Raw genomic sequence first — 13,489 nt, 5'->3', positions numbered from 1 at the left:
TTTAGTTTTGGCCCCATGAACACTCTGGGGGATCGACGCAACTGGACCGACGACGCCCTGCGTTCGGCCATGAAGAACAACCACTCCTGGCGCGGCGTTGCGCGTGCGCTGGGCCTGAAGGGCACCTCAGCAGGCGTGATTAGGACCCTGAAGCGGCACGCCGACCGACTCGGACTGGACTCGGCTCATTTCACCGGACAACGGCCGTGGTCCGATCACCAGGTGCGCGAAGCGGTGCCTTCGGCAACCTGCTGGGCCGACGTGCTCAAGGCGCTGAATGTCATTGACAACGGTGCGAGTCGGGCGCGTATCAAGGGACACGCGGTGCGATTGGGCCTGGACTTCACGCACTTCACGGGGCCACGAGAACCAGTTGCTGACGCGGACCTGTTCAATGAGCCAGCTCAGCTGGAAGCCCTGCGGTATGCAGCGTCATCGGTCGCAATGGCCTGGTTCACGTTGCGCGGCTGCGCAGTCGCGTTGCCGGTCGAGCCTCAGGAGTACGACCTACTGGTCACAACGTCCAAAGGTGTCCAGCGAGTGCAGGTGAAGACGTGCGCCGCGCGCAACAGCAAAGGGTATTGGGGTGTCGGCATCGGCCGTCGCCCGTACACGCTCGACAAGACCGCAGCCAAGATGCCGTACGACCCCGACACCATCGACCTGTTCTTCATCCTGCTGGGCGACGGCAGCATCTACGTCATCCCCAGCACGGTGCTCGCCGGCCGAGTCGGAATCTCGGCCGAGAGCTACGCGCCGTACCGGGTGGGGGATGCGTCGAGCTTGTTGCGGTGAGGGGTCAGCTGGCGCAGATGACAGAGGCGGAACGCGCGGCTGCCAGCGGCACGCCGGCCAAGACCGTGAAGCGCGAGTAGGTGGGGTCCTCGTGATCGGGGCGTCCGGCGCGGGTCGCTTGGAGGCCGGGCCCGGAGCCGCCGCCGCTGATCGGGATGGTTCCGTCCTGCGGGCAGTTGACGCTGATGTCCATGCCCAGCGAGGTGGGTTCGGACGACGTCCGGACACTGCGGTTGACGGCACCGTTGGCGCAGATGGCGTGGGTGTTGACCGTGCGGGTGACCGGGTCGTTGTTGAGGTAGCTCGCGATCCAGCCGCTGCGGCCCCCACCCGTGTTGTTGAACACGCTGGTCTGCTTGAGGACGACATTCAGGTCCGAGGCCGAGACGCCGCCGCCGACCACCTCGCCGGTGCTGCAGAAGGCGATGCGGAAGCTCGTCGTACCGGCTGAGACGGGGGCGTTCTCGGTCTGGATGTTGTAGTCGGTCAGGCCCGGGAGGCAGATGGCTCCTACATAGAACGACGTGGCGTATTCACCCGTCCGGACTGCTCCACGCCAGCTGTTCCCGTCGCTCATCGGGTAGCTCGAATGCAGCTGCCAGGTCCCGCCGTTCACCCAGCCGCCCGTCACCTTCGTGCCGCCCGGGCAGACCGCCGACTGCGCCGCGTACTGGTTGGGCCCCAACTCGACCAGTCCGGACGTGACGTAGATGATCCGCTCGGCGCCGGCCGGTACGGCGGCGATCGCCGTACCGGCTGTCAGCAGGAGCGCGGCCAGCAGGGTCAGTACTCCACGAACGACGCGCATGAGGTGCTCCTCCGGAAGGCAGTGAGATCCCGACCGTAGGAGCGCTGCCTTTCACCCTCGTCTCACGCGCGTCTCGCCGGGTCAGTGGACGTCGACCAGTTCCTTCTGTTCGGGCTTGGTTTCGACGCGCAGCGACTCGCCTTCGATGTCGACGTTGGGGGTGATGCGGTCGAGCCACTTCGGGAACCACCAGGCAGCCTTGCCGAGGAGGCTGAGGACGGCTGGTACGAGGGTCATGCGGACGACGAAGGCGTCGATCAGGACGCCGATGGTGAGGCCGAAGCCGATGGCTTTGATGATCGGGTCGTGGACGAGGATGAAGCCGGCGAAGACCGAGGCCATGATCAGGGCGGCGGCGGTGACGACGCGGGCGCCGTGGCCGAGGCCTTCGACGGTGGCCGGGGTCGGGGCCTTGCCGTGCACGAACTCCTCGCGGACGCGGGAGACGATGAAGACCTCGTAGTCCATCGCGAGGCCGAACAGGATGCCCATCATGATGATCGGCAGGAAGCTCACCATCGGGCCCGGGTTGTCGATCCCGAACAGGCTCGCGAGGTGACCCTGCTGGAAGACCGCGACGGTGATGCCGAAGGTCGCGCCGATGGTGAGGACGAAGCCGAGGGTCGCCTTGAGCGGGACCAGGATCGAGCGGAAGGCGAGCAGCAGGAGCAGGAACGACAAGCCGACGATCAGGAGGAGATAGATCGGCAGTGCGTCGGCCAGCTTCTGCGACACGTCGACTCCGACGGCCGTGTTACCGGTCACCGAGATCGTTGCGCCGTTGGTGGCGAGCGGCTGCACCGTGGCGCGGACGTTCTTCACCAGGTCGCTGGTCGCCTCGGTGGCGGGGCCGCTCTTCGGGATGATCTGCAGCAACTGCGTCGTACCGTCCGGGCTGGCCGCTGCGGGCTGAGCCGCGATCACATCGGGCAGGCTCGGGACCTTCGCCAGCACCTGCTGGACCAACGCGCCGGACTGCTTCGGGTCGTTGCTCTTCACCACGACGATCAGTGGCCCGTTGGCGCCAGGCCCGAAGGCCTCGGCGGTCAGGTCGTACGCGACGCGCTGGTGACTGCCGGCCGCGGCGGAAGCGCCGTCGGGTAGTGCGAGCCGCATGTCCTTGGCCGGGATCGCGAGCAGGCCGAGCCCGATGATGCCGAGAGCAACGATCGGAACACGGAAGCGCGTGACGAACCGGGCCCACCGGAAGCCGAAGCCCTCGGTCGGAGTGTCTGCGGCCGGTGCCTTGCGGAGCTTCCGCGGCAGGATGCGGTTGCCGATGAAGCCGAGCATGGCCGGCAGCAGCGTCAGGGCGACCAGTACGGCGGTCAGCACGGTCGCGGCAGCCGCGATTCCCATCGCGGTCAGGAACGGTACGCCGACCACCGACAACCCGGCCAGTGCGATCACCACGGTCGCCCCGGCGAACAGTACGGCGGAACCGGCGGTCGCGGTCGCCCGCGCCACGGACTCCTCGGGATCCATTCCCTCGGCCAGCTGGCTGCGGTGCCGTGAGCTGATGAACAGGGCGTAGTCGATACCGACCGCGAGCCCGAGCATCAGCGCCAGGATCGGGCCGGTCGACGAGACGTCGGCGAACGCGGTGACGATGAACAGGCCGGCCATCCCGGCCAGTACGCCGAGCAGTGCGGTCAGCAAGGTCATTCCAGCCGCGACCAGCGAGCCGAAGGTGATGACGAGCACGAGCGCGGCGACGACGACACCGATGATCTCGGTCGCGCCGATCTCCGGGACACTGCCGACCACCTGGCCACCCGGGACGACCTGCAGGTCACCCGTGCTGAGTCCGGACAGGCCGTCGTACCCCTCGGTGCTTGCCTTCGACAGCTCGTCGGCCGGCTTGGCGAACTGGACGCTGATCAGGCCGGTCCGTCCGTCCGGGCTGATCGCCTTGCTGGTGAACGGGTCGATCGCGGCGATCACCTCGGGGACCTGCGTGGCCTTGGCGACGGTCGCGTCGACCGCGGCCTTCACGTTCGGGTCGGTCAGCTTCTTGCCGTCCGGCGCCTTGACCACGACGGTCGCCGACGCGCCACTCGCGGCCGGCAGGTCGGTCTTGAGGGCGTCCAGCGCGCGCTGCGACTCGGTCCCCGGGATCGAGAACGTGTTCGTCGTCGTGCCGCCGAGGGCCAGTGCGCCGACGCCGAGCGCGACGATGAACACCGCCCAGATCGCGGCGACCAGGCGCCTGCGCTGGTAGGAGAACCGGCCGAGCCGGTACAGGAGATTGGCCATCGGAAGGCATCCGTTTCTGACGTGCGGGCAGAAGCCGGCCGCCCGTCGTACCTCGGCGGGCCGGTGAATCGGGTGGAGCGGTTCAGTTGGGTCTGAGCACGCGGCGCAGGGCGATGTCGCAGAGGCGGCGCATCTCCTCGTCGGTCCGCTCACCGGGGCGCCGGCACTCGCCGAGCAGCCCGTTGATGGCGAAGCTGGCCAGGTTCAGTTCCAGCGGGTCGTCGGATCCGGCCAGGAACTCCGTCATCCGGAGACCGTCGGCCACGAGTTGCGCGAACTCCGGCATCTCGTGGATGACCGGGATCAGCTCCTGCAGTACGTCGATGACTCCGCGGTAGTGGACGGAGAGTTCGGTGAACCGGCCGATCGTGTACTCCTGCGCTTCGTCCCGGTCCAGCTCGGCGGCGGCAGCGACGAGCTCCGCCAGATCGGCCTTCGCCGGCTCCAGAACGGCCGCCAGCACCGCCGGCTTGCCGTTGAAGTGGTAGAGGACGGTCGCCTTCGAACACCCCGCCGCCGTCGCAATGTCCTGCAACGAGACCGCGCTGTACCCCCGCCCTTGGAACAGCCGCATCGCCTGCCGCACGATCTCGTGCCGGGTGCGCTCACGGGCCGGAGTGGTGGTCATACCCGCATCTTCCCTGACCGATCGGCCAGTTTTCAACCGATCGGTCAGGATTGTGCCCCGCATCACGCGAATCGGCGCAGAATCTCCGCGCACGAGACACTCGTCCGGTGATCGTGATGCAGCCCGTCCTCGAACTCACGAGTTCCGACGGCTTCGACCTCTGGCCGGTCGCGGCGACCGCGCCGTACGGCTGGTTCGCGCTCAGTGGCAACCTCACACCCGCCGAGGTCGGTACGGCGGTCTGGTGCATCGCGGACTACAGCGACGACCCCGAGGACACCGCTCGGCCAGCTGACCCTCTCGACGGATTCCTGCACGGGCTGCTCACGGTGGACCTGCCGATCGTGGCCGGCGGTCTGCGGGTCGTCGACGAGTCCACCGGTACGACGTTCGTGCCCGGCTGCTGCGACGGGCTGGAGGACTGGCGCGAGTGGCGGCAGCTGCTCAGCCCCGGCGGCCTGATCGCCTACGGTCACCCACCCGTGTCGCCGCTGGCCGAGCGGATCGGCGACACGATCCTGCTCACGGCCGACACCGAGCAGGCCGACAGCCCCACGCTCGAACTGACCGACGCGGACCTGGCCCGCATGCTCGCCGAAGTCGAAGGTGACCTGACCGACTTCCTCGCGCTCGTGGTCGCGTGGGCCCCTCAGCACCTACCCGGCCGAGAGGCGGCGGTCACCGCCGCCATCGCCCAGGCGCTCGACCTGCCGCCGCCATACTGGGGGCATGCCCCAGATCACCGTTGAGTACTCGGATTCCCTTGTCGACGCATTCGACCGCCGAGGCTTCGCCCTCGCGCTCCACCCCGCCGCAGCCGACCTGATCGGTAGCTCCGTCCCAGGCTTCAAGACCCGCTTCGTCCGGCTGGACGACGCGGTCATCGGCACAGGCGACCCCGCGGAAGCGATGATTCACATCACCATCGCCGTCCTCCCCGGCCGCGACGCCGCCCTCAAGGACCGCCTCGGCGACCTGACCCTGACCACCCTCACCGACCACCTGAAGCCCACCCCCGACCTCAACACCCAACTAACCGTCGAAATCCGCGACCTCGCGACCTACCACAAACGCCCCGACTGAGCCGCCGACAGTCAGAATTCCTCGTCCTCGACGACACCCACGTGCGGGGAGAGGAACGAGTCCGCCTCGGAACTCACCGAGCCGCGCTTCATGACCCAAGCGACCCAGCGGTTGGACTCCTCACCCGCGGCTTCGTCGTCGTAGACGTACAGCACGCCGTACGAGCCGGGTGCCAGTCGGGCGATCCGCCCGAACCCCTCGATCACGGCGCGTTGCCGGTGATTGCGGAGCCCTGCGAGCCAGACGTGGGCCGAGCCGTTCGAGATCCGGAGATCAGCGGTTTGCCAGTCGTTCCGTAGTACTGCGAGCTCGGCCAGCACCGCGTCGTACGCGTCCCGGCTCAGGTCGTCGGCTGGGCCGCCGTCGACTTCGCCGGCGGCCCGCACGGTGGCCCAGCCGTGGTACTCGAACACCTACCGCCTACCAGCCGCGTTCGCGCCACTCGGCGACGTGGGGGCGTTCGGTGCCGAGGGTGGTGTCGGCGCCGTGGCCGGGGTAGACCCAGGTTTCGTCGGGGAGGGTCTGGAAGAGTTTGGTGTCTACGTCGTTGAGGAGGGACTCGAAGCGTTTCGGGTCCTTCTCGGTGTTGCCGACGCCGCCGGGGAAGAGGCAGTCGCCGGTGAAGACGTGGGGGGCGCCGTCGGGGTCGTCGTAGACGAGGGCGATCGAGCCGGGGGTGTGGCCGACCAGGTGGACGACGCGCAGGTGGCAGTCGCCGACGGAGATCTGGTCGCCCTCGTCGGCGAGCTGGTCGGTCGGTACGTCGATGCCTTCGGCGTCGAAGCGGCCGGCGACGGTCGTGGCGCCGGTGCGGGCGACGACCTCGGCCAGGGCCTGCCAGTGGTCGCCGTGGCGGTGGGTGGTGACGATCCGGGCCAGGCCGCCGTCGCCGATCAGGGTCAGAAGCGTGCTCGCGTCGTTCGCGGCGTCGATCAGGACCTGCTCGTCGGTCTGCCGGCAGCGCAGCAGGTAGGCGTTGTTGTTCATCGGGCCGACCGCGACCTTGGTGATCATCAGCTTGGCCAGCTCGTGGGTCTGTGCGGGCCCGCCGACCTCGACGTTTCCGTGGTACTCCGGCATGCGCCATCTCCCTGGATTCTCGGTACGGACCTCGATCCTCGCACCTGCGCCGATTTGCGCGGAAGGCAGGTTTCGATCGAATATACTTTCGAACACGGTCGCCCCGCTCAGCGCCCGGAAAGACCTTGAGATCTGCTGCCGGAAGTTTTTGTCGGTGGGCCTCGTTAGCATCACGGGGCATGCCCCGGTCAACCCCCGAGAACGTCTGAGAGTGAGCTTGTGTCTGACCGTCTGATCGTGCGCGGAGCACGTGAGCACAACCTGAAGGACGTCTCGGTCGACCTGCCCCGGGACGCGATGATCGTGTTCACCGGGCTGTCCGGTTCCGGGAAGTCGAGCCTGGCCTTCGACACGATCTTCGCCGAGGGCCAGCGGCGTTACGTCGAGTCGCTGTCGGCGTATGCGCGGCAGTTCCTCGGCCAGATGGACAAACCCGACGTCGACTTCATCGAGGGGCTGTCGCCGGCCGTCTCGATCGACCAGAAGTCGACCTCGCGCAACCCGCGCTCGACGGTCGGCACGATCACCGAGGTCTACGACTACCTGCGGCTGCTGTTCGCCCGCGCCGGCCGGCCGCACTGCCCCGAGTGCGGCGAGGCGATCGCGCGGCAGACCCCGCAGCAGATCGTCGACCGCGTGCTCGAGCTGCCCGAGGGGACGCGTTTCCAGGTGCTGGCCCCGGTCGTCCGCGGCCGCAAGGGGGAGTATGTGGATCTCTTCCGCCAGCTCAGTGGCCAGGGGTTCGCTCGGGCCCGGGTGGACGGCGAGATCATCCAGCTGACCGAGCCGCCGAAGCTCGACAAGCAGAAGAAGCACACCATCGAGGTCGTGGTCGACCGGCTCGCGGTGAAGAGCTCGGCCAAGCAGCGGCTGACCGACTCGGTCGAGACGGCGCTGAATCTGGCCAGCGGTCTGCTCCTGCTCGACTTCGTCGACCTGCCGGAGAAGGACCCGGGCCGCGAGCGCCGGTTCTCCGAGAAGCTCGCCTGCCCGAACGACCACCCCCTCGCGATCGACGAGCTGGAGCCGCGGTCGTTCTCGTTCAACTCGCCGTACGGCGCCTGCCCGGTCTGCACCGGTCTCGGCACCCGGATGGAGGTGGACCCGGAGCTCCTGGTCCCCGACCCGGAGAAGTCCCTCGACGAGGGCGCCATCCAGCCGTGGTCCGGGGCGAACGTCTCGCAGTACTTCGAGCGTCTGCTCGCCGCGCTGGCCAAGGACCTGAAGATCAAGACCACGACACCGTTCGCCGAGCTGCCGGCCAAGGCGAAGAAGTCGCTGCTCACCGGGCACGACAAGCAGGTGCATGTCTCCTACCAGAACCGCTACGGCCGCGAGCGGTCCTACTACACGACCTTCGAAGGTGTCATCCCGTACGTCGAGCGCCGGCACGCCGAGGCGTCCAGTGACACCGGCCGGGAGCGCTTCGAGGAGTACATGCGTGAGGTGCCGTGCCTGGCCTGCAACGGCGCCCGGCTGAAGCCGATCTCGCTCGCGGTCACCCTCGGCGGGAAGAACATCGCCGAGATCAGCGCGATGTCGATCGACGAGGTGCACGACTTCCTGCGCGGCATGGAGCTGTCACCGCGCGAGAAGCAGATCGCCGAGCGGGTGGTGAAGGAGATCGGCGAGCGGCTGCGGTTCCTGCTCGACGTCGGTCTGGACTATCTGGCGCTGAGCCGGCCGGCCGGCTCGCTGTCCGGTGGTGAGGCCCAGCGGATCCGGCTCGCGACCCAGATCGGGTCCGGTCTGGTCGGTGTGCTGTATGTCCTCGACGAGCCGTCGATCGGTCTGCACCAGCGTGACAACCGGCGGCTGATCGACACCCTGGTCCGGTTGAAGGACCTGGGCAACACGCTGATCGTCGTCGAGCACGACGAGGACACCATCGACCACGCCGACTGGGTGGTCGACATCGGCCCGGGCGCGGGGGAGCACGGCGGCCAGGTCGTCGTCTCCGGCACGGTCGAGGACCTGCGCAACCACCCGGACTCCATCACCGGCGCCTACATCTCGGGCCGTCGCGAGATCCCGATCCCGGCGGTCCGCCGGCCACTCACCGAAGGCCGCGAGCTGACGGTGTACGGCGCCCGCCAGAACAACCTGCAGGACATCGACGTGACCATCCCGCTCGGGGTGTTCGTCGCGGTCACCGGGGTGTCGGGCTCGGGGAAGTCGACGCTGGTGAACGACATCCTCTACACGTCCCTGGCGCGGCAGATCTACGGCGCCCGCGCGGTGCCCGGCCGGCACACCAAGATCTCCGGCATGGATCAGGTCGACAAGGTCATCCACGTCGACCAGTCACCGATCGGGCGGACCCCCCGGTCGAATCCGGCGACGTACACGGGAGTCTGGGACCACGTCCGCAAGCTGTTCGCGGAGACGCCCGAGGCCAAGGTCCGCGGGTATCTGCAGGGCCGGTTCTCGTTCAACGTCAAGGGCGGCCGCTGTGAGGCCTGCTCCGGTGACGGCACGCTGAAGATCGAGATGAACTTCCTGCCGGACGTCTACGTTCCGTGCGAGGTCTGCCACGGCGCGCGGTACAACCGCGAGACGCTCGAGGTGCACTACAAGGGCAAGACGGTCGCCGACGTGCTGGACATGCCGATCGAGGAAGCGGCGGAGTTCTTCGCCGCGATCCCGGCGATCTCGCGGCACCTGACCACGCTGGTCGAGGTCGGTCTCGGGTACGTCCGGCTCGGGCAGCCGGCCCCGACGCTGTCCGGTGGTGAGGCGCAGCGCGTGAAGCTGGCCTCCGAGCTGCAGCGACGGTCGACCGGCCGCACGGTCTACGTGCTGGACGAGCCGACCACGGGTCTGCACTTCGAGGACATCCGCAAGCTGCTCGGGGTGCTCGGCGGGCTCGTCGACAAGGGCAACTCGGTGCTGGTGATCGAGCACAACCTCGACGTGATCAAGACCGCCGACTGGATCATCGACCTCGGCCCGGACGGCGGTCGCCGTGGCGGCACGCTGGTCGGCGAGGGCACCCCGGAGGACATCGCGGCGAACCCCGCGTCGTACACCGGTGAGTTCCTCCGCGAGATCCTCGCCGGTCGCGCCGCGAAGCCGAGCGCCAAGGTGCTGGCGGCCGAGGCCAAGGCGCTCCCCGGCAAGAAGACCGCCGCGAAGAAGGCCCCGGCCAAGGCGGCCACATCAAAGGTTGCCGGCACGAAGACCGCACCGGCCAAGAAGGCGACCGCGACCAAGGCGACCGCGAGCAAGACGGTGGCAACCAGGACGGCTGCGACCAAGACAGCTGCCGCGAAGACCGCAACCAAGGTCACCGCAACCAAGGCCGCCGCGAAGAAGGCGCCGGCCCGGAAGCGAGCAGCCGGCTGACACGGCTGACCCGCCCGACCTGACCCGGTACGACGGTCGTCGTACCGGCTCGGGCGTGGCTGCCGACGGCGGGTGCGCCGCCTCCTGCATCGCGGTCCGGGGAGGGCGCTGGTGCTTGTTGCAGGCAACCAGTTTCGCGCGGGCCGGGCAGGCGCACCTTTCCATCTCGGCGGAAAGGTGCGGACGAGTGCCCGGCGGTGCCGAAGTGACCCGTAGGTCCGACTAAGGTTGCGGTCGCGGCGGAACACCATAACCTCGGAGGAGAGACCGTGACGGGACAGCGCTGGAGTATGGGCCAGGACACCCTGAGTCAGTTGGCGAAGAAGACCGGGACTGGGACCCAGGACCTCGGTGGCCTGGTGAAGCAGCTGGTCGCTGCCGCGCAGCCGCTGGAGGGCAAGATGAGCGGCGCCGGTAAGCAGATGTTCGACGGGTTCAAGGCGCAGGTCGACGGCATCGCGGGCGACCTGAACGCCGGGCTCGCCGCGATCAACCAGGGCCAGTCCGGAATGGACGCCGCGTTCCGCGGTGGTGACAGCGAGATGGCCGACCAGGCGAAGAAGGCCCAGGGTTCGGCCGACTTCAATGCCGCCAAGTTCGGCAAGCGCTGAGAGAGGAACTGACATGGCAAACCGCAACGCCTACGACACCGCCGCCTCCGGCGAGGTGCAGACGACGATCAACAACCTCGCCGGTCAGATCTCCGGCCTGATCGCCACCCACAAGCAGAACGTGACGGCCGCGCTGGCCGACGCGTCCGCCAGTGGCGTGACCGACAACTACCGTGCTGTCGAGGACCGCTTCAACAAGGCGGCCGAGCAGACCCTGGCGATCATCAAGACGCTCAAGGACACGATGGCGCAGAACGACGCGACCGCCGCCGCGACCCTGAAGAAGGCGGCGTCCGCGGTCGACGGCATCGGCGGCTGACCGAGCGCACAAGCTATCCCCGGCTCTGGACACTTCGGCCTTGAGGTGTCCAGGCCTGTTGTCGGCCGGGCGCGCCCCGGCAGACCTGAGGAGTGACTGAGTGGACTGGGATATCAATGTCGAGGCCGTGAGCAAGGTCCTCCAAGACACCAGTACCGCGGCGACACCGTTCGACGCACTGGCCAAGGACTACGGCACCAAGCTGCAGACCGTCGCGGACGGCCTGAACTACAGCTCCTTCACGGTCGTCGCGGCAGCGCTCGGCGAGTACGCGACGCACTGGTCGCCGACGCTGGAGGCCGCGGCGAAGCAGATCGGTGCGTCACTGACCGGCGCCCAGAACGCGGTCAAGGCGTACATGGAGGGCCAGAACGAGATGGCCCTGAACGCGCAGCGCGCAGCCGGGCGCGGCGAGATTCCGCAGGTTCCCGGTGTGAACAGAGGGGCGAACAGAGCCGTATGAGCGAACAAGAATCCGCGCTGGCGCCGGACGACGTGGCCCAGGCGGGCCGGGTGCGGCTGGCCGAGTGGCTGACCGCCGAAGCCGGCGGGAACCCCGAGCTCGCGACGTCCGTCGAAGAGCTGGCGGAGTGGCCGGCGTACCAGGCCGAGGAGTTCCTGGTCTTCGTGCCGCCTGGTTTCGCCAACCGGATGTTCCTGCTGGGCGAACGCGGCATCACGTCGTTCGCGCCGAGCGAGCAGACGCTGGCCGAGGTCATGGCCGCGGCCCGCACGCAGTCCTGACGCTGCCCCGCACCGAACGCCGTACCTGAACTTGATCGTCGACCCCCGTGTGACCGAGGACTGAGCTGACATGATCCAACCCGAAGGTATCCCGATCGCGGAACTGGACAAGGTGGTTTCTGCCCTCGACCGCAATGTGTTCGGGCTCGGTCCGCTCGGGCAGGGGTTCACGGACGTCGGCAACAACGTCCACAACACGTTCCAGCGGCTGAACGACCACTACCACGCGCCGGAGCGCGAGGTGCTGGTCAACTCGACGCGGAAGGTTCAGAAGAACCTGACCGACTTCGGGCCCAGCCTGCCGAAGATGTCGAAGCATCTGGAGAACCTCGCCAACGAGGTCCGGGGCCGGCTCGGCACGCTGAAGAACATCCGCGAAGAGGCCCACACCTGGCACCGCCGCAAGAACGGCAACCCGGAGTGGCAGAACGACCAGGACATGATCGACGACAACAACCGGATGGTTGCTGACGTCACCCGGATCGTGAACGAGGAACTGCCGAACCTCTGCTTCACCGCGGCCAACGAGATCGTCAAGCTGCACGGTGGCAAGCCCTGGGACCCGAAGACGGGTGTCAAGGAGGGCGAGAAGGCGCCGGAGCCGAAGAAGCAGGAAGGTGACCCGCCACCGCCGGCCTGGGGTACGCCGGAGGAGCGCGATCGCCCGCTCTGGCAGGACATCGTGATGGCGCCGGTCGACTTCGTCGTCGGTGTCGCGACGGTGGTCGGCGAGACCATCGAGGGCATCCTCACCCTGATCCCGGTGCTGCCGCTGCTCGGCATGATTCCCGGGCTCAAGGACTGGGCCAAGGAGAACCTGGGCTACGACATCCCGACCTGGGACGACGCCGGGGCCGCCTGGGTGGGGCTCGGCACGATGGTCGGGCAGATAGTCACAGCGCCGTACCAGCTCGCCTGGTGGGGCTTCGACAAGCTCACCGGCCAGGACACCCGGCCCGACTGGGTCAAGGAGTGGGGCGAGACCGGCCTCACCATGGGTGAGGGCATGCTCAAGGGCTTCGTGGCCTGGGACGAGTGGGCGAAGAACCCGGCGAAGGCGTTCGGGATGGCGCTCACCAACGTGGTCGCGACCGTGGCCAGTGGTGGTACGGCGGGCGCGGTGAAGACCGCGGCGATGGCCGGCAAGTTCGGTGCCGCGAGTATGGCGGTGACGAAGGTCGCCGGGATGGCGGAGAAGCTGCAGGTCGGCCGGATGGCGCTGCACGACGGCGCGCTCGGCCTGGTCAACAAGATCCCGAAGGTCGCCGACGTCACCGGCGGGCTTGCGAAGATCCCGATCGTCGGCGACACCTTCAAGATGCAGGGCGTGCCGAAGGTCGACGTCCCGTCGGTCGACACCCCGAACGTGGGCAACGCCTCGACGCACGCCCCGGTGAACACCCCGAACGTCTCGGTCGACAGCCCATCGGTGAACACACCGTCGGTGAACACCCCATCCGTGGACACACCGTCGGTGAACACGCCGAACGTGGACAGCCCGTCCGCGCCGGCGACGCACGCCGACACAGGCACCAACACGCCCCAGGCACCCGCGGCTCACTCGGGCACCCCCGGTACGACGAACGCGCCGGGCTCGACGAATACGCCGGGTACGACGAACGCGCCGGGGTCGACGAGTACGCCGGGTTCTACGAACACGCCGGGCTCTACGAACACGCCGGGCTCGACGAACACGCCGGGCTCTACGAACACGCCGGGCTCTACGAACACGCCGGGCTCTACGAACACGCCGAGCTCTACGAACACGCCGAGCTCTACGAACACGCCGAGCTCTACGAACACGCCGAGCTCTACGAACA

At 68.1% G+C, this 13,489-nt stretch carries 13 protein-coding genes and 1 pseudogene; 9 read left to right on the top strand and 5 right to left on the bottom strand.

The features are described from left to right. Positions 1-15: 15 nt before the first annotated feature. Positions 16-795, top strand: coding sequence for a group I intron-associated PD-(D/E)XK endonuclease (locus tag ACFCV3_RS11105; RefSeq protein ID WP_376028777.1), 780 nt, complete (start codon positions 16-18; stop codon positions 793-795). Positions 796-799: 4 nt separating this feature from the next. Here the strand turns inward: ACFCV3_RS11105 and ACFCV3_RS11100 are convergent, their stop codons facing one another. The 3 genes from ACFCV3_RS11100 to ACFCV3_RS11090 form a co-directional block, all read right to left on the bottom strand. Next, positions 800-1,603, bottom strand: coding sequence for a hypothetical protein (locus tag ACFCV3_RS11100; protein WP_376028776.1), 804 nt, complete (start codon positions 1,601-1,603; stop codon positions 800-802). 81 nt (positions 1,604-1,684) lie between these two features. Further along, a complete protein-coding gene (locus tag ACFCV3_RS11095; protein ID WP_376028775.1) occupies positions 1,685-3,859 on the bottom strand; it encodes an MMPL family transporter in 2,175 nt (724 codons plus the stop codon). An 82-nt stretch (positions 3,860-3,941) separates the two neighbouring features. After that, positions 3,942-4,487 (bottom strand): TetR/AcrR family transcriptional regulator, encoded by a 546-nt coding sequence (locus ACFCV3_RS11090; protein ID WP_376028773.1) that lies wholly within the window; start codon positions 4,485-4,487, stop codon positions 3,942-3,944. A 107-nt stretch (positions 4,488-4,594) separates the two neighbouring features. On the opposite strand from ACFCV3_RS11090, the gene ACFCV3_RS11085 reads away from it, so the two are divergent. Continuing rightward, complete coding sequence (locus ACFCV3_RS11085) at positions 4,595-5,236, top strand: hypothetical protein (RefSeq protein WP_376028772.1); 642 nt, start codon at positions 4,595-4,597, stop codon at positions 5,234-5,236. Further along, positions 5,217-5,570 carry a 5-carboxymethyl-2-hydroxymuconate Delta-isomerase gene (locus ACFCV3_RS11080; RefSeq protein ID WP_376028770.1) on the top strand — a complete coding sequence of 118 codons (354 nt, stop codon included), beginning with the start codon at positions 5,217-5,219 and terminating at the stop codon, positions 5,568-5,570. Before ACFCV3_RS11085 ends, ACFCV3_RS11080 begins: the two co-directional genes overlap by 20 nt. Positions 5,571-5,581: 11 nt before the next feature. Here the strand turns inward: ACFCV3_RS11080 and ACFCV3_RS11075 are convergent, their stop codons facing one another. Then, a complete protein-coding gene (locus ACFCV3_RS11075; RefSeq protein WP_376028768.1) occupies positions 5,582-5,983 on the bottom strand; it encodes an Imm7 family immunity protein in 402 nt (133 codons plus the stop codon). Positions 5,984-5,990: 7 nt separating this feature from the next. Beyond that, a complete protein-coding gene (locus tag ACFCV3_RS11070; protein WP_376028766.1) occupies positions 5,991-6,650 on the bottom strand; it encodes an MBL fold metallo-hydrolase in 660 nt (219 codons plus the stop codon). A 219-nt stretch (positions 6,651-6,869) separates the two neighbouring features. On the opposite strand from ACFCV3_RS11070, the gene uvrA reads away from it, so the two are divergent. The 6 genes and pseudogenes from uvrA to ACFCV3_RS11040 form a co-directional block, all read left to right on the top strand. Continuing rightward, positions 6,870-9,995, top strand: coding sequence for an excinuclease ABC subunit UvrA (gene uvrA / locus ACFCV3_RS11065; protein WP_376028763.1), 3,126 nt, complete (start codon positions 6,870-6,872; stop codon positions 9,993-9,995). Positions 9,996-10,264: 269 nt separating this feature from the next. Continuing rightward, entirely contained in the window at positions 10,265-10,606 is a 342-nt protein-coding gene (locus tag ACFCV3_RS11060; protein ID WP_376028761.1) for a hypothetical protein, read from the top strand. A gap of 13 nt (positions 10,607-10,619) precedes the next feature. Next, entirely contained in the window at positions 10,620-10,925 is a 306-nt protein-coding gene (locus ACFCV3_RS11055; RefSeq protein WP_376028759.1) for a hypothetical protein, read from the top strand. Between the two features lie 100 nt (positions 10,926-11,025). Beyond that, entirely contained in the window at positions 11,026-11,388 is a 363-nt protein-coding gene (locus tag ACFCV3_RS11050; protein WP_376028758.1) for a DUF6507 family protein, read from the top strand. Next, positions 11,385-11,669: a hypothetical protein gene (locus tag ACFCV3_RS11045; RefSeq protein WP_376028756.1), complete on the top strand. Its 285-nt coding sequence runs from the start codon at positions 11,385-11,387 to the stop codon at positions 11,667-11,669. Before ACFCV3_RS11050 ends, ACFCV3_RS11045 begins: the two co-directional genes overlap by 4 nt. 70 nt (positions 11,670-11,739) lie before the next feature. Next, a pseudogene (locus ACFCV3_RS11040) lies at positions 11,740-13,489 on the top strand (hypothetical protein); the annotation flags it as partial.

Source organism: Kribbella sp. NPDC056345 (assembly GCF_042262745.1).
GTDB lineage: Bacteria > Actinomycetota > Actinomycetes > Propionibacteriales > Kribbellaceae > Kribbella.
This window is presented reverse-complemented; position numbering and strand designations above follow the sequence as displayed.

Bases quoted from the DNA above. Each gene is read 5' to 3' on its own strand.
- ACFCV3_RS11080 (WP_376028770.1), top strand. From the start codon at position 5,217: ATGCCCCAGATCACCGTTGAGTACTCGGATTCCCTTGTCGACGCATTC.
- ACFCV3_RS11070 (WP_376028766.1), bottom strand. From the start codon at position 6,650: ATGCCGGAGTACCACGGAAACGTCGAGGTCGGCGGGCCCGCACAGACC.
- ACFCV3_RS11095 (WP_376028775.1), bottom strand. From the start codon at position 3,859: ATGGCCAATCTCCTGTACCGGCTCGGCCGGTTCTCCTACCAGCGCAGG.
- ACFCV3_RS11090 (WP_376028773.1), bottom strand. From the start codon at position 4,487: ATGACCACCACTCCGGCCCGTGAGCGCACCCGGCACGAGATCGTGCGG.
- ACFCV3_RS11055 (WP_376028759.1), top strand. From the start codon at position 10,620: ATGGCAAACCGCAACGCCTACGACACCGCCGCCTCCGGCGAGGTGCAG.
- ACFCV3_RS11105 (WP_376028777.1), top strand. From the start codon at position 16: ATGAACACTCTGGGGGATCGACGCAACTGGACCGACGACGCCCTGCGT.
- ACFCV3_RS11045 (WP_376028756.1), top strand. From the start codon at position 11,385: ATGAGCGAACAAGAATCCGCGCTGGCGCCGGACGACGTGGCCCAGGCG.
- ACFCV3_RS11100 (WP_376028776.1), bottom strand. From the start codon at position 1,603: ATGCGCGTCGTTCGTGGAGTACTGACCCTGCTGGCCGCGCTCCTGCTG.